The organism is Pseudoalteromonas sp. B160, assembly GCF_037162485.1.
Taxonomy (GTDB): Bacteria; Pseudomonadota; Gammaproteobacteria; order Enterobacterales; family Alteromonadaceae; genus Pseudoalteromonas; species Pseudoalteromonas rhizosphaerae.
Genome location: NZ_JARLUX010000001.1, coordinates 833,076 through 853,093, shown reverse-complemented (window position 1 = coordinate 853,093; position 20,018 = coordinate 833,076). Strand labels below are relative to the sequence as shown.

13 protein-coding genes, 5 tRNA genes and 1 pseudogene are annotated in these 20,018 nt (G+C 40.3%); 14 read left to right on the top strand and 5 right to left on the bottom strand.

What is annotated here, in order from left to right; translation table 11 throughout:
* Positions 1-30: 30 nt before the first annotated feature.
* The 12 genes and pseudogenes from P4S61_RS03940 (at position 31) to P4S61_RS03885 (ending at position 9,947) form a co-directional block, all read left to right on the top strand.
* Positions 31-106, top strand: a tRNA-Phe gene (locus tag P4S61_RS03940).
* Positions 107-178: 72 nt separating this feature from the next.
* Positions 179-254: transfer RNA gene (locus P4S61_RS03935), tRNA-Thr, on the top strand.
* Between the two features lie 50 nt (positions 255-304).
* Positions 305-380, top strand: a tRNA-Phe gene (locus P4S61_RS03930).
* 58 nt (positions 381-438) lie between these two features.
* Positions 439-514 (top strand) — tRNA-Thr (locus P4S61_RS03925).
* A gap of 133 nt (positions 515-647) precedes the next feature.
* Positions 648-723, top strand: a tRNA-Phe gene (locus P4S61_RS03920).
* A gap of 506 nt (positions 724-1,229) precedes the next feature.
* Positions 1,230-2,630: an efflux transporter outer membrane subunit gene (locus P4S61_RS03915; RefSeq protein WP_145237536.1), complete on the top strand. Its 1,401-nt coding sequence runs from the start codon at positions 1,230-1,232 to the stop codon at positions 2,628-2,630.
* Positions 2,631-2,632: 2 nt separating this feature from the next.
* A pseudogene (locus P4S61_RS03910) lies at positions 2,633-3,933 on the top strand (efflux RND transporter periplasmic adaptor subunit).
* Positions 3,930-7,013, top strand: coding sequence for an efflux RND transporter permease subunit (locus P4S61_RS03905; RefSeq protein WP_337117812.1), 3,084 nt, complete (start codon positions 3,930-3,932; stop codon positions 7,011-7,013). The pseudogene P4S61_RS03910 and the gene P4S61_RS03905 overlap by 4 nt, the downstream one beginning before the upstream one ends.
* 114 nt (positions 7,014-7,127) lie before the next feature.
* Positions 7,128-8,480 (top strand): magnesium transporter, encoded by a 1,353-nt coding sequence (locus P4S61_RS03900; protein ID WP_145237527.1) that lies wholly within the window; start codon positions 7,128-7,130, stop codon positions 8,478-8,480.
* Between the two features lie 173 nt (positions 8,481-8,653).
* The gene (locus P4S61_RS03895; protein WP_182732438.1) at positions 8,654-8,791 is read left to right on the top strand and encodes a hypothetical protein; all 138 of its coding nucleotides are present in this window, start codon (positions 8,654-8,656) and stop codon (positions 8,789-8,791) included.
* Between the two features lie 239 nt (positions 8,792-9,030).
* Entirely contained in the window at positions 9,031-9,699 is a 669-nt protein-coding gene (locus P4S61_RS03890; protein WP_337117810.1) for a hypothetical protein, read from the top strand.
* The gene (locus P4S61_RS03885; RefSeq protein ID WP_337117809.1) at positions 9,681-9,947 is read left to right on the top strand and encodes a tetratricopeptide repeat protein; all 267 of its coding nucleotides are present in this window, start codon (positions 9,681-9,683) and stop codon (positions 9,945-9,947) included. Before P4S61_RS03890 ends, P4S61_RS03885 begins: the two co-directional genes overlap by 19 nt.
* A gap of 65 nt (positions 9,948-10,012) precedes the next feature.
* Here P4S61_RS03885 and P4S61_RS03880 read toward each other — a convergent pair whose 3' ends face one another.
* The 4 genes from P4S61_RS03880 to P4S61_RS03865 form a co-directional block, all read right to left on the bottom strand.
* Entirely contained in the window at positions 10,013-12,562 is a 2,550-nt protein-coding gene (locus P4S61_RS03880) for a TonB-dependent receptor plug domain-containing protein (RefSeq protein ID WP_392352438.1), read from the bottom strand.
* 104 nt (positions 12,563-12,666) lie between these two features.
* Positions 12,667-13,659, bottom strand: a complete 993-nt coding sequence (locus P4S61_RS03875) for a GGDEF domain-containing protein (protein ID WP_182734459.1) — start codon at positions 13,657-13,659, stop codon at positions 12,667-12,669.
* Positions 13,660-13,838: 179 nt separating this feature from the next.
* Positions 13,839-14,204: a DP-EP family protein gene (locus tag P4S61_RS03870; RefSeq protein ID WP_337117807.1), complete on the bottom strand. Its 366-nt coding sequence runs from the start codon at positions 14,202-14,204 to the stop codon at positions 13,839-13,841.
* A 22-nt stretch (positions 14,205-14,226) separates the two neighbouring features.
* Positions 14,227-17,475 carry an nSTAND1 domain-containing NTPase gene (locus tag P4S61_RS03865; protein WP_337117806.1) on the bottom strand — a complete coding sequence of 1,083 codons (3,249 nt, stop codon included), beginning with the start codon at positions 17,473-17,475 and terminating at the stop codon, positions 14,227-14,229.
* 230 nt (positions 17,476-17,705) lie between these two features.
* On the opposite strand from P4S61_RS03865, the gene P4S61_RS03860 reads away from it, so the two are divergent.
* Positions 17,706-18,140: a hypothetical protein gene (locus P4S61_RS03860; protein ID WP_145237512.1), complete on the top strand. Its 435-nt coding sequence runs from the start codon at positions 17,706-17,708 to the stop codon at positions 18,138-18,140.
* On the top strand, positions 18,137-18,334 hold the full coding sequence (locus P4S61_RS03855) for a helix-turn-helix transcriptional regulator (RefSeq protein WP_145237509.1): 198 nt from the start codon (positions 18,137-18,139) through the stop codon (positions 18,332-18,334). The genes P4S61_RS03860 and P4S61_RS03855 overlap by 4 nt, the downstream gene beginning before the upstream one ends.
* Positions 18,335-18,379: 45 nt before the next feature.
* Here the strand turns inward: P4S61_RS03855 and P4S61_RS03850 are convergent, their stop codons facing one another.
* Entirely contained in the window at positions 18,380-19,582 is a 1,203-nt protein-coding gene (locus P4S61_RS03850) for an MFS transporter (RefSeq protein WP_149980869.1), read from the bottom strand.
* Positions 19,583-20,018 lie beyond the last annotated feature (436 nt).

Here is a 20,018-nt window from a genome sequence, read left to right as displayed (position 1 = left end):
CCTTTGTGATTTTTTATTAATACTGAAATTGCCCAGATAGCTCAGTCGGTAGAGCAGAGGATTGAAAATCCTCGTGTCGGTGGTTCGATTCCGCCTCTGGGCACCATTATTTAAGTAGTGGTGTTTAAATCAAATGATTAAAACATTATTACGCGTGCCTTAGCACACAGTTTAGTGTGCCGACTTAGCTCAGCTGGTAGAGCAACTGACTTGTAATCAGTAGGTCAACCGTTCGACTCGGTTAGTCGGCACCATTTATTTAGATTAAGTGTTTAATTTAACAACTAATCTGCACAGTTAATGTGCCTCGATAGCTCAGTTGGTAGAGCAGAGGATTGAAAATCCTCGTGTCCCTGGTTCGATTCCGGGTCGAGGCACCATTTATTAAAAGTTATCAATCTTTAAAATTGAAACGTGCCTTAGCACACAGTTTAGTGTGCCGACTTAGCTCAGCTGGTAGAGCAACTGACTTGTAATCAGTAGGTCAACCGTTCGACTCGGTTAGTCGGCACCATTTATTTAGATAATTTGAAAGAGCAACTGACTTGTAATCAGTAATTCGTTCAGGTTATCAGTTCGACTCGGTTAGTCGGACCATTTATTTAGATTAAGTGTTTAATTTAACAATTAATTTGCACAGTTTATGTGCCTCGATAGCTCAGTTGGTAGAGCAGAGGATTGAAAATCCTCGTGTCCCTGGTTCGATTCCGGGTCGAGGCACCATTTATATCAAAGCCCTGCATTTGCAGGGCTTTTTTGTATCTGAAATAAACTAAGCTAGCAGTTTACGAAGAAAAACAGCGTCAATTCTGACTCTTGTACAATATCATTCTTTAATTTGTAATCTCAAAAACTCGCGCCTTTTATAAATAACGTGCAAACTAGCGCTCTTATAATTTATACCAATCGACTTAAATATTTAACTATTCTAGCGAGCTAAACAAAGCGCTAACTGTGTTATAAATTTTTCATGCAGAACAACTAGATGTCAAAATTTATGCCTTGTTATCAAATGGTCAGTAACTTAAAACGATTGGTATTAAGGCAAGCTTGACTTTCTAAACGTAAACACCGGCTTGCATTTCCCACTAGTAAATATAAATTGGCAAACTCAACCCTCAAAAACGACTCTTTATTGTGATATTTGTAATGTTATGTAAAATCAGTTGAGCTATCTGTGAACTGGTGCTTGAATTACACTCATAAATATAAGTAATTCAGGTTTTTATATGATTTGGCAACTTAAGCCGAGTTTAGTGGTAGTCAGTGCCTTGCTGCTCAGTGCATGCAGCAATCAGCTAAATCCAACTGAACGAGTGCAACATACAGCAAATGCTCCTGAGCAATGGCAACAAGCAAAGGCGTCAGCATTTAAGGTTGAAGATAATTGGCTTCAACAATTAGAAAACCCACAGGTATTTGCATTGGTTGAACAAGCATTAGCAAGTAACCAAGAGATTTTACAATCTGGGTATGATGTTGCAATTAAACAGCAGCAATTAATTGCGTCGGGCGCGGCTCTTTGGCCGAGTTTAGATTTATCTGCGCGAACTAATCGCAGTAAAAACAATCGTCCAGTTAGTTATAGCAATGTCAGTTCAGCAAATTTAACACTTAATTATGAAGTTGATTTATGGGGCAAGCTTTCTGATGCGCAGCGCCAGGCAAACCTTGATTTTCTAGCGCAGCAGGCAAATTTTCAACAAGCAAAACAACGCTTAGTAGGTGATGTGGTCAGTGGTTGGTTTAATGTAATAACGGCGCAAAAATTATTGGCGCTGTACCAGCAACGAGAAAAAAACGCAGAGCAGAACCTAGCAATTATTGAGTCGGGTTATCGTCAAGGTATAAATGATGCCTTAGATGTTTATTTAACGCGTAATGAGTTAAGCAATGAGCGTTCACGTATTGCTGGTCAAAAAGCCACTCTCAGTCAAGCAATTCGGGCTTTAGAGCGTTTAACTGGCGACTACCCGCGCGGTGCTTTAAGTGTTGAGGCTGACTTACCTCTATTAAATAAATCTATCCCTTTAGGTTTACCGTCAGAGCTTATCACACGTAAACCAAGTTTAATGGCGAGCTGGTATCAGTTATTAAGTACTGATGCTAATTTAGCTTATGCTCACAAGCAGCGTTTTCCAAGTTTAAATCTGAGCGCTACGTTAGGTGACAGTGCTGATCGTGTCAGTGATTTATTTTCACCATCAAACTTAGCATGGTCATTAGTGGGTAGTATTTCTTCGCCACTTTTTGATGCTGGTAGGCTAAGTGCTGATGAAGAAGCAGCCCGTTTAGCTGTGTTACGTCAGGAGCAAGTATATTTAGCCAGTCTATATGATGCATTTAATGAGGTGGAAACAGCTATTTCGCAAGAGCAATCTTTGCAAATTCGCTACTTAGCTACACTTAAGGCACAAGAAAATGCCATTGCAGCAGAGCAACTTTCTTTTGAGCAATATCAAAGTGGCTTAGTAACTTACACTACGGTACTCGATGCGCAAGATAGGTCCTTTGACGCACAAAGCTCTGTTATTGAAATTAAGAACCAATTAATTATTAACCGAATTAATCTCCATATTGCCCTTGGTGGCGATTTTTCACAGCCAACCAACGAGTCAACTGAGCAATAATTATGAATATTAAACAAACCAAAATTATTATCCCTGCGGCTATAATCGCAGCTACTGCCTTGTTAGTAATGTTTATTAGCTCAAACCCACCAGAAGCAAAGCGTTTTGGCTCACCACCTAAAGCGCAAATAAGTGTGGCGGTGCAAACTTTACAGCTACAGCCGTATCAAGTGATGGTTGACAGTTTTGGTACTGTAAAGCCGCGCACTCAAAGTATCTTGGTCGCTCAAGCTTCAGGACAGATCATCGCCAGCAGTGAGCAATTTAGAGAGGGGGCTTTTTTGAAAAAGGCGATGTACTCTTACAGCTTGATGACAGAGATCACCGCGCTGAAGTGAAAGAAGCGCAAGCTAATTTACTCACTGCGCAGCAAGGCTTTCAAGAAGAACAAGCACGTAGTCGTCAGGCTATTATCGATTGGCAGCGTTTAGGTAATGGTGAGCAGGCAAGTAATTTAGTACTGCGAGAACCGCAACTAGCCGCAGCTCAAGCGCAAGTACTTTCAGCACAAGCAAAACTTGAAAAAGCGAATTTAAACTTAGAGCGCACAAAGATAACAGCCCCTTATGCAGGGCGAGTATTAAGTCGCAGTGTGGATCTTGGTCAAGTGGTGAGTAACAATACACAATTGGCAACTATTTACGCCATAGATAGTGTTGAAATACGGTTGCCAATTAAAAACAAAGACTTACCTTTTATTGATTTGCCAGAGCAATTTCGAGATGGTATGAAAAATGCCAATGGCTCAACTGTCGAATTTAGCTCTGACCTAGTTGGTATGCAAAAGTGGCAAGGACAAGTTGCCAGAACTGAAGGGGCCATCGATGAAAATGCTCAGCAGCTTTATGTTGTTGCCCAAATCAATGATCCTTACAAAGCAACTGCTCAAAACCAATACCCGATTAAGATTGGTCAATATATTAAAGCGCAGATCAGTGGCAAATTAGTCGCTGATGTCTTGGTTATTCCAAACAGTGCTATTTACCAAGGTACTTATGTATATATTGTTGATCAAGGTGTATTACAGCGTAAAAATATCCGCTTAGCGTGGCAAAATGCCACGCAAGCAATTATTGCCGATGGTTTGAACATGGGTGATAAGTTAGTGCTTACACCACTTGGTCAAGTTAGTTCAGGTACTGCTGTTAAAGTTATTGGTGAAGCTGATAAAGAGGGCAGTCAGCCTACTGGCAAAAGACCGTCACGTGAACAGTTAGCAGCGATGGCTAAAAAACAAGGGATCACTGTTGAAGAGCTGATGCAAAAGCGTAAAGCTGCTCGCTCGCAAGGAGATAAGCCATGATAGCTTGGTTTACTAAAAACCATGTTGCAGCTAATTTATTGCTGATCAGCATTGTTTTTGCGGGTTTATTTAGCCTTACCACGCAAATTCCTTTAGAAGTTTTCCCGTCTTTTGAAACCGATCGTATTAGCGTCAGTGTTTCCTTGCGAGGCTCAACTCCTGAAGATGTAGAGCAAGGGGTGACCATTCGCATTGAAGAGGCAGTACAAGATTTAGAAGGCATCAAACAAATATCGAGTCGCTCATCTGAGGGGTCAGCGTCAGTGAGTATTGAGGTCGACAGCGGTTACGATCCTCGAGAGTTATTGGCCGATATAAAAAGCCGAGTCGATGCAATTAATACCTTCCCAGCAGATGCTGAAAAGCCAGTTGTTGCCTTAGCTGAGCGTAAACGTGAGGTTATTGCGGTTACCGTTGCCAGTGACTACGGTGAAAAAGAAACCCGTGAATATGCAGAGCAAGTGCGCGACCAATTACTGCGCTTACCCAGTGTTACTCAAGTTGAACTCAGTGGTGTGCGTGATTACGAATTAGCAATTGAAGTAAGCCAAGATACATTGCGTCAATACAGTTTGAGCTTAAGTGATATTTCACGGGCGATATCAAACTCAAGTACTGATATTTCAGCGGGGAATTTAAAAACCCAAGGGGGAGATGTACTTATTCGCTCTAAAGGGCAAGCATATCGCAAAGACGAGTTTGCTCGCATTGCAGTTAAAAATCAAAGAGATGGTATTATTATTCGTCTAGGTGATATTGCTACTATCCGCGATGACTTTGAAGAAACCCCAGTGCGGACTCGGTTTAATGGTAAGCAAGCGGCCTTTATCGATGTATATCGTATTGGTCCACAAAGTGCCATAACAGTAGCCGATGAAGTAAAAGAATATATTGAAGGCCAGCAAAGTAAATTACCACAAGGGTTTGATTTAAGTTACTGGGATGATGATTCAGAGCTGGTTAAAAGTCGTATTGCCACACTCACCACCAATGCTTTACAAGGTGGTATTTTGGTACTGGCGTTATTGACGCTATTTTTACGTCCCGCCATCGCTTTTTGGGTATTCATTGGTATTCCAGTATCATTTATGGGCGCATTTTTAGCCATGCCATTGTTTGGGGTAACGCTAAATATTATGAGCTTGTTTGGCTTCATCTTAGTGCTAGGGATTGTGGTTGATGATGCAATCGTTACCGGTGAGAACGTTTATACCCATTTAAAAACCGCTGAATCTGGCGAGCAGGCAGCTATTCGTGGCACCCAAGAAGTTGCTACCCCTGTGACTTTTGGTGTTTTAACCACGGTTGCGGCATTTTTACCGTTAGCATTTATAGAAGGTAGTCGTGGTGCTCTGTTTGCACAGATCCCTGTAGTTGTGATCCCGGTATTATTATTCTCACTGATTGAATCTAAATTTGTATTACCTGCGCACCTAAAATATATAAAGTTACGCCATCAAAAAGGCGAACCATCTAAGTTTGATAAATTTCAACAGCGTTTTGCTGATGGTTTTGAGCATGCAATTTTAAAGTATTATCAACCGTTATTAAACTTGGCCTTACGCCATAAGCTAGCTACGGTAAGCTTGTTTGTGGGGATCTTTTTAATTATTTTAACTATGGTTACCAGTGGGTGGACTAAGTTTATTTTCTTCCCTCGTATTCCGAGCGAAACGGTGCGTGTTAGCTTAACATTACCGACAGGTACTCCATTTGAAGTGACTAATAAATACGTGATTGATATGTCGGATAAAGCACGTCAATTACAAGATAAGTACCGTGATGAAAATACAGGCGAAAGTGTTATTTTAAACATTTTAGCCACCACGGGTGGTCGTGGTGGTGCATCAAACTCAGGGAGTGTACGCTTTGAAATCACCCCTGCTGAAAAACGTGACTCTAATATAGGCTCGCGGGAGCTTGCCAGTGAATGGCGCGATTTAATAGGTGTGATCCCTGGCGCTGAAAGCTTAACTTTTAGGGCTGAAATAGGTCGCAGTTCAGATCCAATTGATGTCCAGCTTACAGCAACCTCGCTATCAACCTTGCAAGAAGTGGCTGAGCAGGTCAAAGCGCGTTTGGCGACTTACCCAACAGTATTTGATATTGCTGATAGCATGTCTGATGGTAAAGAAGAGCTGCAAATTGAGCTAACAGAGCAAGGCTTAGCACTGGGTTTAAATCGGGTTGATGTATCACAGCAAGTACGTAACTCGTTTTTTGGTGCTCAAGCACAGCGTATTCAACGTGGTCGTGATGACGTCAGAGTTATGGTGCGTTTACCTCTTGATGAACGTCGCTCGGTGGCTGACTTAAAAGATATCCTTATTAACACCCCAACCGGTGGCACAGTACCGTTATCACATGTAGCTAAACTAGTGCCTGGGCAAAGTCCTTCAACGATTAATCGTATCGACCGCTATCGGACTCTGAATGTTACGGCAGATATCGAAAAAGAAAACACCAATATGACAGTGCTGCAAGCCGATTTAAAAATTTACCTTGATGAGTTGGTGCAGCAATATCCTGGCGTTAGTCACTCTCTTGAAGGTGAGGCGAAAGAACAACGTGAATCGTTCGGCTCGCTTGCTTGGGCGTTGGTATTTGTATTTTTCATTATCTATGCGTTATTAGCTATTCCGTTTAAATCTTACTTACAGCCGCTGATCGTCATGAGTGTGATCCCGTTTGGTATGATAGGCGCCGTGGTAGGACACTGGATTATGGGAATGGAATTAACCATTATGAGCCTACTTGGGATGTTGGCCCTGATCGGTGTAGTGGTTAATGACTCGCTAGTATTAGTTGATTTTATAAATAAAAAACGCAGTGAAGGCGGCGAATTACTGGAAGCGGTAAAACTGGCTGGCGCGTCACGTTTTCGCCCTGTAATGTTAACCAGTTTAACCACCTTTATAGGCTTAATGCCGTTGTTGTTTGAAAAAGCCACTCAAGCGCAATTTTTAATCCCAATGGCTGTAAGTTTAGGCTTTGGGATTATTTTTGCGACCTTTATTACCTTGTTGCTAGTACCAGTTAATTACTTGCTGATGGAGCGAGCACAAAGCTGGTTTAAGTAAATAATAAATACCCGCAGCTTTTTGAGCTGTGGGTATTGTTACGAAAATTTCTCAAACTATTTTTTCAAGCTGAGGTAAACTAAACACAAAGTAGTTAAATTCAAAGGCTTCAACATGATTGAATACCCGATTGATCAACTCCCACAGCTTATTGATGAGCTTTTACAATGTGATACCACAGAGCGTAAAAATAAGCTGTTAGCTGACGCCAAAGAAATACTTTCGACAGAACATTTATCGTTATTATTTGAAGCCTTACCAAAAGATCAGCGTATAGATATTTGGCAGTTATTAGATGAAGACACCCAGCATGAAATATTCATTAATTTAGGCGCCGATAGCTGTCGTTGGTTATTACAAACACTCGATGAAGATGACGGTTTTAAATTACTTGATGAAGTAAGCGTTGCTGAGTTACTTGAACTTGAAGAAGTGATCCCTGAGCGCTTTGTTGAATACGCTCGCCGTCAACTTGATGAAGTACAAACCAAGCAATATGAATTAGCGCAGCAGTATCTGCCAGAGCAACTTGGTCACTGGCTTGATTTTGATTCACTTAAGGTTTCAGACAAACTAACGGTCGGTGGCGCACGAAAAATCCTGCAAAAAGGCTTACCGCAATATACCGAGGTTATTTATTTAGTGAGCCGCAAAGGCACGCTAATTGGTGAGGTATCAGTTAACACGTTATTTAAAGCTAAGGACTCAGACACCTTATTAAGTTTTGCTGATCACGATATAACTTCACTGCATGCCGACGATGATTTATACGAAGCAGCTGAAGTGGTGATCCACAGTGAAAAAATGGCAATGCCCGTTGTCAATGTCGATAATAAGTTACTGGGGCGATTAAAAGTTACCTCAGCTTACGAATTACGCCAAGAGGTCACCGATGAAGCAGCGGCAAAAGCGGGTGGTTTACGTGAAGACGAAGATCTATTTGCCAGCGTACGAAAAAGTGCGAAGAACCGTGGTATTTGGTTAGGCATTAATTTAGCAACCGCATTTTTAGCATCCTGGTTTATTGGCTTATTTGGCGCAACCATTGAGCAAGTGGTTGCATTGGCAGTATTAATGCCGGTAGTTGCGTCAATGGGCGGTATAGCAGGGAGCCAAACGTTAACCGTAATCGTGCGCGGTTTAGCGCTTGGTCAGGTGACTGACTCAAACCGTAAGGCGCTACTTAAAAAAGAGCTTAGGGTAGGTGCCGTAAATGGCTGTGTGTGGGCTATGGTAATTGGTGTGCTTACCTATTTTTGGTTTAGTGATGTAATGCTCAGTATTACCATTACAGTGGCTATTTTGTTTAATTTAATTGCAGCCTCTTTGTCTGGCGTGGTGATCCCTTCTATTTTAGATAAAATGAAAATCGATCCCGCACTGTCAGGTTCAGTAATCTTGACAACAGTGACCGATATCGTTGGCTTTGTCACTTTCTTAGGGTTAGGTAGTTTATTACTACTTTAGTATTTTAGTGTAGGAAGTATGATAGCTTTTACAGGCATTTGATTAATTTCAGTTTTATTTCTGTTGTATGAATTTTTAGTGAAGAACTGGTTGGCGCGTATCATCTGGTTCTTTTTTATCATAAAGTACAGCTCTCGCAATAGCGAGTTACATAATTAAAAAGGAAATACTCAATGTCAAAGAAACCAGCTAAAGCAATCAGTAAAGAAGTAAAATCGATTAAAAAAGAAATCAGCGCTCGTAAAGATAAAGTCGCAAAACAAAAATCCAAAATAGGTAAGCTTAAAAAAGCGCTGAAAAAAGCAGCTTAATTTAGCATACGAAAATATTGCTGTGTGATCAGTTATTCTGCACTATCAGTAAAGGTTATAATTATACTTTTCAAATGCTTAGGCAATTATAAAATACTTTTGTAATTGCCAAGCCAGTTTTTTACCTCCACTCCTAGCACGCCATGATCTGCTAGCGCACAATATTTGTTAATAATTTTATGCAAATATGTTTTAATCTATGTATATACTTTACAGCATTAAGCGTTTGCTTAAACTTTATGATAAAAAATCACTTAACAATCGCTATTTTTATCTGTATTTTTTCTACGCTAACTAATGCGTCTGAACACTTTAGTGATCACGAACAATTCTGCTTACAACAGCCAGAGAAAGACTGCTTAGTTTATATTAATGAACGTATAGAGCAATCAGAGCTACATTCAACTCGGTGGTATAAAGCCAAGTCTTACTTATTTGATTATTACTACGATAAAAATGATTATGAAACCTTAAAAATCATTGTTGAACCATTCGCAGAACGAGATGATTTACCTGAAGTATTTAAAGTCCAAGCTTATTTTTACTATGCCAAAGCTTTGCATTTTTATCACGATGATGAGCGTGCAAAAATCTATGCAAATAAGGCATTTACAGATATAAAGTTGATGTATGATGCGTTTGCAGATCCAATGCGAATGCTCGAGTTAGCTAATTTGCAGTATGTTTTTGGTAATAAGGAATCCGCTTTTCAGATGCTGCTCAAAACCGAACGAAAGTTTGGCAAGAGTAAAGATCCAATTTTTAATTTTGAGTTGCAGTCTAATAAAGCAAATATTTATCACGCTTATGGCGATTTAGAAAATGCCAGAGAGAGCAGAAAAAAGCGCTTGATTGGATACTACCAACCCAGCATCAAGGCAAAATTATTGTGGCACAGGGGAATTTAGCGCGCACATATCAATTGCTCGGACAGTATGACCTTGCTATTAAGTACTATGTAGATTCGTTGAGTTATATGGTAGAAGGTAGTGATGATATTGCAAAAGCTGCGCATACATTAAGGTTGGCAGAAATATGCTGGCAAGCAAAAGATAATCAGCAGGCTACTAAGTGGTTTAAAACAGTTAAAGAGAGTGATTTAAATCGTAACCATAAAATAGTCTATAAGCAATTAGCTACAGCCTTAACTTTGTAGCGATTGTAACTATACATCCCCGATAAGACGGCCCATATTTATATGGGCCGTAGTTACTTGTTTAATTAAAAGTTAAACGTTACATTCGCATAAACAAAGCGGCCATCTAAACTATATGGCGTGAACCCGCTGTAAGTGAAAATTTGGTTGAAATCACTATAACCAATATTACTTACCGTATCTTGCGGGTACTGATCAAATAGATTGTTAGCACCTAAAGCAAGTTTCCATTGCTCGGTTGGGCGATACGCCACTTCAATATCAGTGAGCCATTTCGCCTTAAGAAGCTCATCGCCCTCAGCACTACTTGAGGTATCAACTACTTCACCATAGCGAGTTGCACGAAGCGTGGCCTGTATATTTTCATAATCCCATGTTGCAGACAGGTTCCATTTATCTGCTGGTGTGCCTTTTTCGAATCGAGAAATTTCACGTCGTGCAAAGTATTGATATCCATCACCTAACGCTTCGAGTTCTGGTGGATTGTCTTTCACATGAGTAACTTCTGTATCGTTAAAGTTTACAGCGGCACTTAAGCGTAAGTCACCATAATCAGCTAAACCGAGTAAATAGGTGGCAACAATATCAACCCCTTGAGTACGCGAATCGATAGCGTTGGTAAAGTAGCGCACACTTTGGGTATTAAGCTCAGCGGCTTGTTGTAAAATAGCTTCAACAGCAGGGCCTTCTAAGTTTTCAGAAAGCACAATGCGATCATCAATATCGATACGATAAGCATCAAGCGTGAAGCTAAAATTACCTTCTGTGAAGATAAAACCAGCGGTCATATTGACAGACTCTTCAGCGTCTAAATCTTTTGCGCCAAGCGCTTTGGCAGCAGCCTCACTACTTGGAAATAATCCGACTTCTCTAGGTACGCCATTTTCAAATACAGTGCTGACTGATTTATAAGATGTTTGTGCAAGAGACGGTGCTCTAAAACCACTACTGATAGCACCACGTAACGATAATGAAGGAGTAATGCTATAGCGGCTGGCAAGTTTCGCTGTAAAAGTACTGCCAAAATCACTATAGTCTTCAAATCGACCTGCTAGCACAGCATTCCAATTTTCAGTGAGGTAGGTATCAAATTCAGCAAATAGGGCAATGTTATGGCGGCTTTTATCAGTTGCGCTATCGGGTGAAAAACCTGATAAAACTTGTGCACCACCGGCGGCAACAGGTACGCCTTGTGCATCAAGTACCGTTAAATACGAAGCTTGTTCACCGGCTTTGATTTGGTAGTTTTCATGGCGATATTCAGTACCAATGGTAACAAACACGTCATCAGGCAAGCCTAAGTCAAAGCTATTGCTGGCATCCATGTTAACAAGGAATTGTTCATACACTAATGCGCCATTATCAAACTCTGTCGGACTGTTAGCACCCATAGAGGTATTGATACTATTGCTAACACCTAATGCAAAATCATTGCGACCATAATTAGTGCTGATATCCCATGTCCAATCATTACTAACCCCATTTAAACCGATAGCAAACGAATAGTCGTCAACATCAGTGTCAATGTTTGGTAAAAACCCATCAGGATAAACGCTTGGCACATTACGGTTGTCTTTGGCACGGCGATAGAAACCGCCTGAGTTACCTTTACGATTTGAATAGCTGGCAAAAGAGTAAAGTGATAAGTCATCACTAAAGTCGTAGCCAAGATTATAAAATAGCGCGATATCTTCAACATCGGCTTTACCAAAACGGTGATTATAACGGTCAAACGTTAGCTCTTTTGGATCAAGCGCGCCGTTTTCATTACGATTATATTGTTCTCGCTCATCAATACCTGAGCGGTTAGTTGGCTCGTTGTTGCGGGTTTCAATTGAGATATTGATAAAGCCATTCTCGCTAAGCGAAAAACCTGCATTGGCACTTGCAGTACGGGTAATACCATCGTTAACGCCGCGGTCATCACCTTTAACAAAACCAAGCTTACCTTGCGAGTCGATGATTGTTTCTTTTAACTGTGCAGAGCCTGCCATTTGCGAATCATATTGACCATAAGTGTAGCTTACACTGCCGCCTTCATCGGCATCTTTGAGTACAATATTGATCACACCGGCGATGGCATCTGAGCCATATTGCGCAGCTGCACCATCACGCAGTACTTCAACGCGTTTAATCGCAGAGGTTGGAATATTATTTAAATCAACAGCCGTAGAGCCACGGCCAACTGTGCCACCTAAATTTAATAAAGCACCAGAGTGACGGCGTTTACCATTGACAAGTACTAAGGTGTGATCAGGAGCTAGGCCTCGTAATACTGCTGGTTTTGCATGGTCGGTACCATCAGCGAGGGTTGCACTTGGGTAGTTAAAGCTGGGTAGTTGCGCAGCAAGCACTTGGCTTATTTCAAGCTGGCCTGTGGTTGCCAGATCACGACTGGTTAGCAAGTCTACAGGAACTGTACTTTCCGACAGGCTGCGTAAACTACGACGTGTGCCGGTAACCGAAATAACTTCAATATCTTGTGCTGTTGTGTCAGCTGTTTGCTCAACAGCGATTGCAGTCGCTGAGGTTGCCAATGTACTTGCAATAGCAAGTTGTAAAGGTAACTTGTTAAATAGTTTCATTGTTGATCCCGAGTTGTTGTCATACGCCATCTAGTTTATATAGCGTATTGGGAACAAACAAATAACATTAAAATATAGTATATGTGTAACTAATGCATTTCGTTAAAATAAATCAAATCTTGTTAATGTTGTGTTTATGAGCTGATGCTGATTTTATTTCTGCCGTCAGATTTTGCTCTATATAAAGCAGTATCAGCAGCACATATTAGTGCTTCGCAGGTACGGTATTGATTATCAAGTTCACAGGCTATACCTTGGCTCACACTTACTTTAACTTCTGGCGGCAGGCCTATATCAGTAAACGTCATCGCATTTATTTGTTGTTGAATATGTCTGGCAACAACAGCGGCGCTATCGCGGTTGCAGCGTGGCAGAATAACAGCAAATTCTTCACCGCCATAGCGAGCGGCTAAACAATCTCTTGATGGTATACATTGCAAAATAATCTTGGCTATTTTTTGTAAGCACTTATCGCCTTTAATATGGCCATAGGTATCGTTGAATCTTTTAAAATGATCGACATCAATTAATATACTAGTTAATGGCTGGTGGCTTTGAATACTTTCTTGCCAGTATTGTTTTAATGATTCATCGAGCGTGAAGCGATTAGCAAGCCCAGTTAAATGATCTATTGAAGCTTGTACTTTTAATTTGTTATATATTGCTTTGTGAATACTTAAATCATGTAATATGCACACATAAAGTTTTTGCGCTGACGCAATGCTCGAAGGCATATTAGAAATAGATAAGTCGGCCTCAATTATATTGCCATCCGTTTTGTTTATTTTTACTTCATTAGGACCAAAGTTAAGGCGAGTATCTTTTATATCTAACCAGTTTAGTAACGTATACATGTATTTATCGCGGTCAGTTTCATGTAAAAACTGTAGTAGGCTTTGACCAATCAATGATTGCTGGGAGTCGCCTAAAAACTGTGCCGCCATTGGGTTTGCAAACTCAAACGTACCTTGCTCATCGATGATAAAAATACCTTCACTGATGCCGTTGAATAATTCAATTAAAGAACCAAACTGTAAGTGAGAAAGACAGGCTGAAAGGGTTTTGCCAATAGTAGCTGATTGCTTATTTGCGTTAAGTGTTTGGTTATTATTTGTTTGGTTAGACACGTTTAATCCTTTACGTTTTGCTATACGTTTTTGGTGTCTATAAATTTACTTAAAAAAGTGCAAATAAACCTTCTGGTAACCTTCTGGTTTTAAGTTTTTGATTTTTAATAATAAAATTAAAATACGCAGGTGAGGTAACGCCTGCGAAGCAAGAGAAAGAAAGGGATAGGTTGCAGTAATTAAATTTCTTCTTTGTTTATAACCTGAGGGTCGCTACTGCTGTAAGAGGTGCCATTACATTCCACATTAAAAATGATTGATGCTGTACCGCTGGTTTCATCGGTATCTGTAATGGTAATAGACTTACCGTTATTATTAACTACGTAAAGGAAGTCATCAGCACAGTTGCCAGTGATTGTTGCGCTGCTAAATAAGAAGCCTTTATTAAATGTGTCTTGTTTTAAAGTGTAAATAGCAGTAGTTTTGGTTCTTACCTCACCTCCACCTGAGACTTGGTCATCTCCTATATAGTATGTAAAATTTGCTTTGTTATCTACAAGCTCGATTTCTACTGAAAAGTTAACAACTTGTTGGTTGTTATTCATGTTATTTCCTCTATCATTTTTGTTATAGGCTAAAGTCATCAATACCTAACTGTATTAGGTTTTCTTTTAATTTTTTCGCTTCATTTTTTCTATTTGAGCAGCTATATGCTTGAACCAAAGGGTACGTTGTTTTTATACTTTTATTTTCTCGGAATGAAATTATTTTAATTGCTTTTTCACAAAATAAGCTTCGGTCATCATTATTTGTTGCAAGTTTAGCTTTAATTAAATATATCCTTGCTAAAACTAAGGAGTTTGCTGTTTGCCATAGTTTTCCTATTTGTACTTTGTAATCATTGTTGTTTTCAAGTTTAATTAGTAGTTCATTTGCTTTGGAATTTATACCTATGTTGATGTAGTAATGAATAATACTGATAAATATATTAATAGTTTCAGTATCATTTAAATCCTGCTCTGTTAAAAAGTTTAATATTTCTTTTATGTTATCGTTAAGATCTTGCTCGTTCGATAACATCAATTTATAAGATAAAGAACGGTAATATATTTTCTGGAATTTATTATTATTTGGATCTTGAAGAAGAGCATTACTTATACTGTCATTTGCTAGCTTAGCTTTTTCATAAGAGCGCTGCTTATCCGAGAAATAACTTAGTAGGAAACTTTGTTGCATATAAATATAAGTAAGATTGCTTAATACGCTGGCATCATTGGGATATTGTGCCAAAATATTATTCAACTCATTAGATGCATTTTCTAACATTGTTAATGCCGTATTAAAATTACCCAAATTTTCTTCTGTACTGGCAAGCCAGCTAATTGTATCTGTTTTATCACGTAATAAGTTTTTATTGCTGGGTTTAAGCTCGAGTGCTTTGTTTTTAAGATTTAGCGACTCTGTGAAGCTTTGTTTTGCAGCAGCATAGTTAAATTGTTTTAAATATAACGAGCCGAGAGAGTTATGTGAATAAGACAACTCCATAATGGAGTTAAAATCATTGGGTGCTAGGGAGTACATTGTTTCACTATAGGCTTGGTATTTTTTAAACATTGGCTCTGTGGCAGCGTAATCACTTTTATCATAATGAAGTTGCCCTAACCAAAAGGCATTGGCACCCGCAAGCGTAAGTAACTCTAAGTTGCTAGGTTGGGTTTTTAATAATCCCTCAAGTCGGGTGCGGGCGCTCTCAAACGCGGTAAATGCTTCGTCGGTTTTACCGCGGGAATAGGCCACTTCCCCCATTGCCTCAAGGGTTTGTGCATATTGAAAGCGGTTGTTAAATTCGGTTTTTTGGTCTGTAAAGCGAAAGAGAGAGTTGTCCTCATCAGCTTGATTAGTAAAATACTCCAGCGCTTTATTGCTAATGCCATCGAGCAAATCCATACGTTTAACGCTACGCAGTTTATCGGCAAATTCACCCACCATAAAACCAAGTAGGCTTTCGGCTTCTAAGCGTTTTTGCTGCGCGACTTGCTCGGCGTGGTAGCTGCGTACGCTCATAAAGGTGGCTATAAAACTGAGTAAAATAAGTGCAACCGCGGTGGCTTGTAACACTCTTTTTTTACGTTTTGCCCTGCGGTTTGATGCTTTAATTAAACTCAGTTCAGCAACACTGAGGCTAAACATCGGGTTATTTATAAGGCTTTGTGCTTCTTGTAACGGCTTGCCCTGCGCTAATAAAAAGTCGGCATGTTTTTGCTCGTTTAACCAACGCTCGGTGGCGATTTGTAAGCGACTTTTAATGGCTAAGCTTTGTTGGTGTTGGTTTATCCAGTCTATGGCGCGTTGCCACTGACGTAGTAGTGCTTCGTGTGCCAAACTAAAACAGGCTTGCTCGTTTTTAAGGTGCGACACAAATAAGCGGCTATCGACCATCGCTTGTGCAAGTTGTGTTTGTGCAGGGGTGGTGAGTTCATCCCAACGGGCTGCGCGGCTGGTGAGGGTTTCGCCATCAGCGTGCAGGGTAATTAGTTTTGATAATACCAAGCTCAGCTGGGCTTGTTGTTGCTTGGGCAGTTGTGTAAAAACGTGCTCAGCTTTTTGGCCAATCGCGCCTTCAATACCGCCCAATGCTTGGTATTCAGAGACTAATAGCTCATCGTTTTCGCTGCGCTGTAAGTACAGTTGTTGCAAAGTGTATTGCAGCATTGGCAGGGCGTCGGGGTTATTGGCGGTGTCGTTACAGAGCATTTCATCCAGTGGTGTTTGGTGCTCAGGGTCAAGCTGCCAACTAAGCCCTGCGGCTAAAGCTGGCAGGCGGATCATCTGTTTTAATTCAGAACGCGTTGGCGGTAGCAAGTCAAAATGCGCGCCATTGGCTTTACCAGCCATTAAACTGGGTTGATTAACCACTTGGGGGTAAAAGTCATTTCGACAGGCGCTAAATATAATAATGCAGTTACTGGTGGCCAGTAACTCTATAATTGTTAAAAACTGGCTGCGCTCTTGCTCGCTAAATACTGGCGACGACAGCAATACTTCAAGGCGGTCGATAAATAAAAATAAATACGGTTTTATATGGGTTGTTTGCCCTTGCTTTAAAGCCATTTGGCAACGCTCAATAACTTGCTCAGGCGTTGAGAGTAATAACTCACTGAGGGAGTCGGCACTGATATTTGTTAAAACTGGCGCATCGTTGATTTCTAAATCAAGTAAAGTAGAGGCTAGATCGAGAAATAGCCGACCTTTACTTACGTCTGCAAAGTCGAGCAAGCAGTATGACTCAATTCGAAAGCCATCAAAGCCTGCTTCACTCATTAGTGCTGGTAATACACCTGCATTGACCAGTGATGACTTACCTGAGCCACTTGAGCCGAGCAATAAGCAAAATGCGCGGCCATAATTAATTTGCGCAGATACCCGCTGTAATAGTGTGTTTATTTGCTTGCTGCGGCCAAAAAACACCGCGGCTTCATTGGGGGTGAACGCGCTTAACCCAACAAATGGCGAATCACCTTGCCACTTACTATGGCTGGCTTTTTGCTCATCATCAAGAGGGAGCTCTATTTTGGCGATAACGCGATAGCCGCGCTTGCGGATTGTCTCTATGTATTGCGGATCACTGGCTTTATCGTCAAATGCTTTACGCAATTGCGTGATGACTTTATGCAGGGGATTATCGCCCACTGCAACTGTGCGCCAACAGTGGTTAAGGATCTCTTCACTGCTAACTAACTCTCCTTGTTTTTCGCATAATAACAATAAAACATCCATCGCTTTGGGCTCAAGTTGTTTGATTTGCGCGCCTCGTATTAAACTATTGGTGGTAGCTGTTACTTGCCATTCGCCGACAAAGAAAACGGATTTACTCATGCAGGGCTCATCATTGTTATTGTTAAAATTGAGGTTACTTCAACAGGTTTTTTTATCCTACTGCAAGCAATAAGTTAATACAATATTCTGAGTCAAACGTTAAGAATCTTAATTAAACAGTTATAGTATAGATTATGTCTAATCTACATTACTTTATGTAAAGCTTGCTTGACTTAAATGTATTCTTCAATAATACTTAGTCAAGTTTACTTGACTAAAAAGGTGAGAACATGAAACAACAAACAGGATTAACATTCAAACAACGTAACAAACTAAACACAGTTTATTTAGCAAAGTGGACTCTGGCGTGGGTTTTAACTTTGGCGCTTGCGTCATTCGGGCCATTGTTGCTGTGGGGCGAGCAGAACACGCTACTTAGTATAGTGGCAATTATGGTTAATGTTTTCGCAGGTATTATGATGATTATGGCAAATAAACGCCATTTAGCTGGCTTAGATGAATTGCAGCAACGGTTACATTTAAATGCGATGGCGATTACCTTAGGAGGGAGTTTAGTATTTGGTTTAGCATACTCGGTATTACAAACGAGCGGGGTAATTTCGTTTCGACAAGGGATTTCCCATTTAGTGATGTTTATGGGGATAACTTATTTAGTGTCTGTCGTAGTGATGAATAAACAACTTGGCGCTGAGGACGAAGAATGAAAAACCGCCTTAAAGTATTGCGCGCGGAGCATGACCTTACTCAGGCAAAATTAGCAGAGCTACTTGATGTATCAAGGCAAACGGTGAATGCTATCGAAAAAGGCAAGTTCGATCCTAGTTTACCATTAGCGTTTAAAGCAGCTCGTTTATTTAAATTAAAAATTGAAGATATCTTTCAAGATGAAGAGGTATAAATTCTACACTCTGCGTGCTTAAAGTACGCAGAGTGTAGTGCTGTTTTATGGGGCAACTAGTTGCGGTTTTTGTTTACCCATTTGCAATGCACTCAGTAACCACATAATAAATCCACCAGCAAATAACACTGCGGCGACATAGCCGGTTTGATTAGGTTGCGCGCCTTGTGCAATTGCTAAGCCGCCAACCCAAGGACCAATTGCATTTGCAGTATTGAATGCGCATTGTACAAGTGCGCCAATCATTGCGTGCCCATGCGGAGATACATCCATCAACATAGTTTGGATAACTGTGCCAAGTCCGACACTAAAACCAATAAAAAATATAACCGCATAAAGTAACCAAATGTTATGGCTTGCCATTACATAAGTTGTAGCAAAAACGATTGCGCCAACAAGTGCTATACCAGTGGTTTTAAGGGGCGAATGATCAGCTGCCTTACCTAAAATATAGTTGCCCAGCGTACAACCAATACCGAACATAACCATTGCAATTGATATAGTGTAGGCTGGTGTGTGGGTGACCACTAAAATTGTATCGGCAATATAAGTATAAATGCAAAACACCCCGCCAAAACCAACAATAATGATCCCTAAAATTGACCAAACCAGCTTATTTTTCAGTACGCTCAACTCGCTTAATAACGACGACGGGGCTGAATTTTTTGTGTTTGGTATGAACTTTACAATTAGAATTAACGCAACAAGTGCCAGCACTGCGGTGCCCGCTAAACAATAACGCCAACTAAAATTTTGACCGACTAAAGTAACCATAGGTACGCCAACAATCGTTGCTATGGTAAGGCCCATAAATACTTTAGACATAAAGCTGGCGCGTTTATTGGCAGGTGCTATATCTGCGGCTAATAAAATGGCAACAGCAAAATAAGCTCCGTGGGGTAAACCACTTAAAAAGCGAAATAATATAAGCTGCTCTAACGAATTAGCAAATGCGCTTAAGCCGTTAAATATAAACATCATCGACACAAATAATAGCAAAGCATTACGCTTGCGCATATTTGCTGTGGTGATCATAAAAAACGGTGCACCGATCACCACGCCAATCGCATAGGCGCTAATGGTATAACCGCTTTGTGCTGGTGTTGAGGCAAATGTTTCGCTGAACAATGGCAGCATCGGCATCATCGAAAATTCCGATAATCCTAAAATAAAAGTACCCAGTGCAAGTACTAACAAAATAGCGGTAGTGCTTAGCGTATTGTTCACGACGCTAGGTTCAGGTGACATAGATAACCCTTGTAAAAAGACTGACGACAAAATATGAATGATTTATTTAATAAAAAGCAGGAAACTGCAATTTTGAAGAACCAATTAAACCGCGATTGTATGATAAAAATAAGTCAGCGTCTGCACTAAAAACAGTGTATTTAGAGCAGAAAATACGATTTTAGATTGCAGTGTTTTTGGCTGAATAGGAACGTTCTAATTTTCAATGACTTGATATATTCACCTTGGTTATTAAGCGGCATGCTGATGAAAAATAAATTTTCAGTGGTTGTGGCTATTTTATGTTTTTAGTGTTCTAACAGCCTTTTAAAAGTTATTAGCGTGTTTAAAATAAGAACAATAAACATCGAGTCAGAGCTTGGGGTGCGACAATTTGTCGCGTGTTCAGTGTTGTCGTCAAGTTATATACTTTGCTTATCTTAAACCTGCTGTAATT

Coding starts and splice junctions, on each gene's coding strand:
- P4S61_RS03895 (WP_182732438.1), top strand. CDS start 8,654: ATGTCAAAGAAACCAGCTAAAGCAATCAGTAAAGAAGTAAAATCGATT.
- P4S61_RS03890 (WP_337117810.1), top strand. CDS start 9,031: ATGATAAAAAATCACTTAACAATCGCTATTTTTATCTGTATTTTTTCT.
- P4S61_RS03855 (WP_145237509.1), top strand. CDS start 18,137: ATGAAAAACCGCCTTAAAGTATTGCGCGCGGAGCATGACCTTACTCAG.
- P4S61_RS03865 (WP_337117806.1), bottom strand. CDS start 17,475: ATGAGTAAATCCGTTTTCTTTGTCGGCGAATGGCAAGTAACAGCTACC.
- P4S61_RS03915 (WP_145237536.1), top strand. CDS start 1,230: ATGATTTGGCAACTTAAGCCGAGTTTAGTGGTAGTCAGTGCCTTGCTG.
- P4S61_RS03860 (WP_145237512.1), top strand. CDS start 17,706: ATGAAACAACAAACAGGATTAACATTCAAACAACGTAACAAACTAAAC.
- P4S61_RS03900 (WP_145237527.1), top strand. CDS start 7,128: ATGATTGAATACCCGATTGATCAACTCCCACAGCTTATTGATGAGCTT.
- P4S61_RS03870 (WP_337117807.1), bottom strand. CDS start 14,204: ATGAATAACAACCAACAAGTTGTTAACTTTTCAGTAGAAATCGAGCTT.
- P4S61_RS03880 (WP_392352438.1), bottom strand. CDS start 12,562: ATGGCGTATGACAACAACTCGGGATCAACAATGAAACTATTTAACAAG.
- P4S61_RS03905 (WP_337117812.1), top strand. CDS start 3,930: ATGATAGCTTGGTTTACTAAAAACCATGTTGCAGCTAATTTATTGCTG.
- P4S61_RS03850 (WP_149980869.1), bottom strand. CDS start 19,582: ATGTCACCTGAACCTAGCGTCGTGAACAATACGCTAAGCACTACCGCT.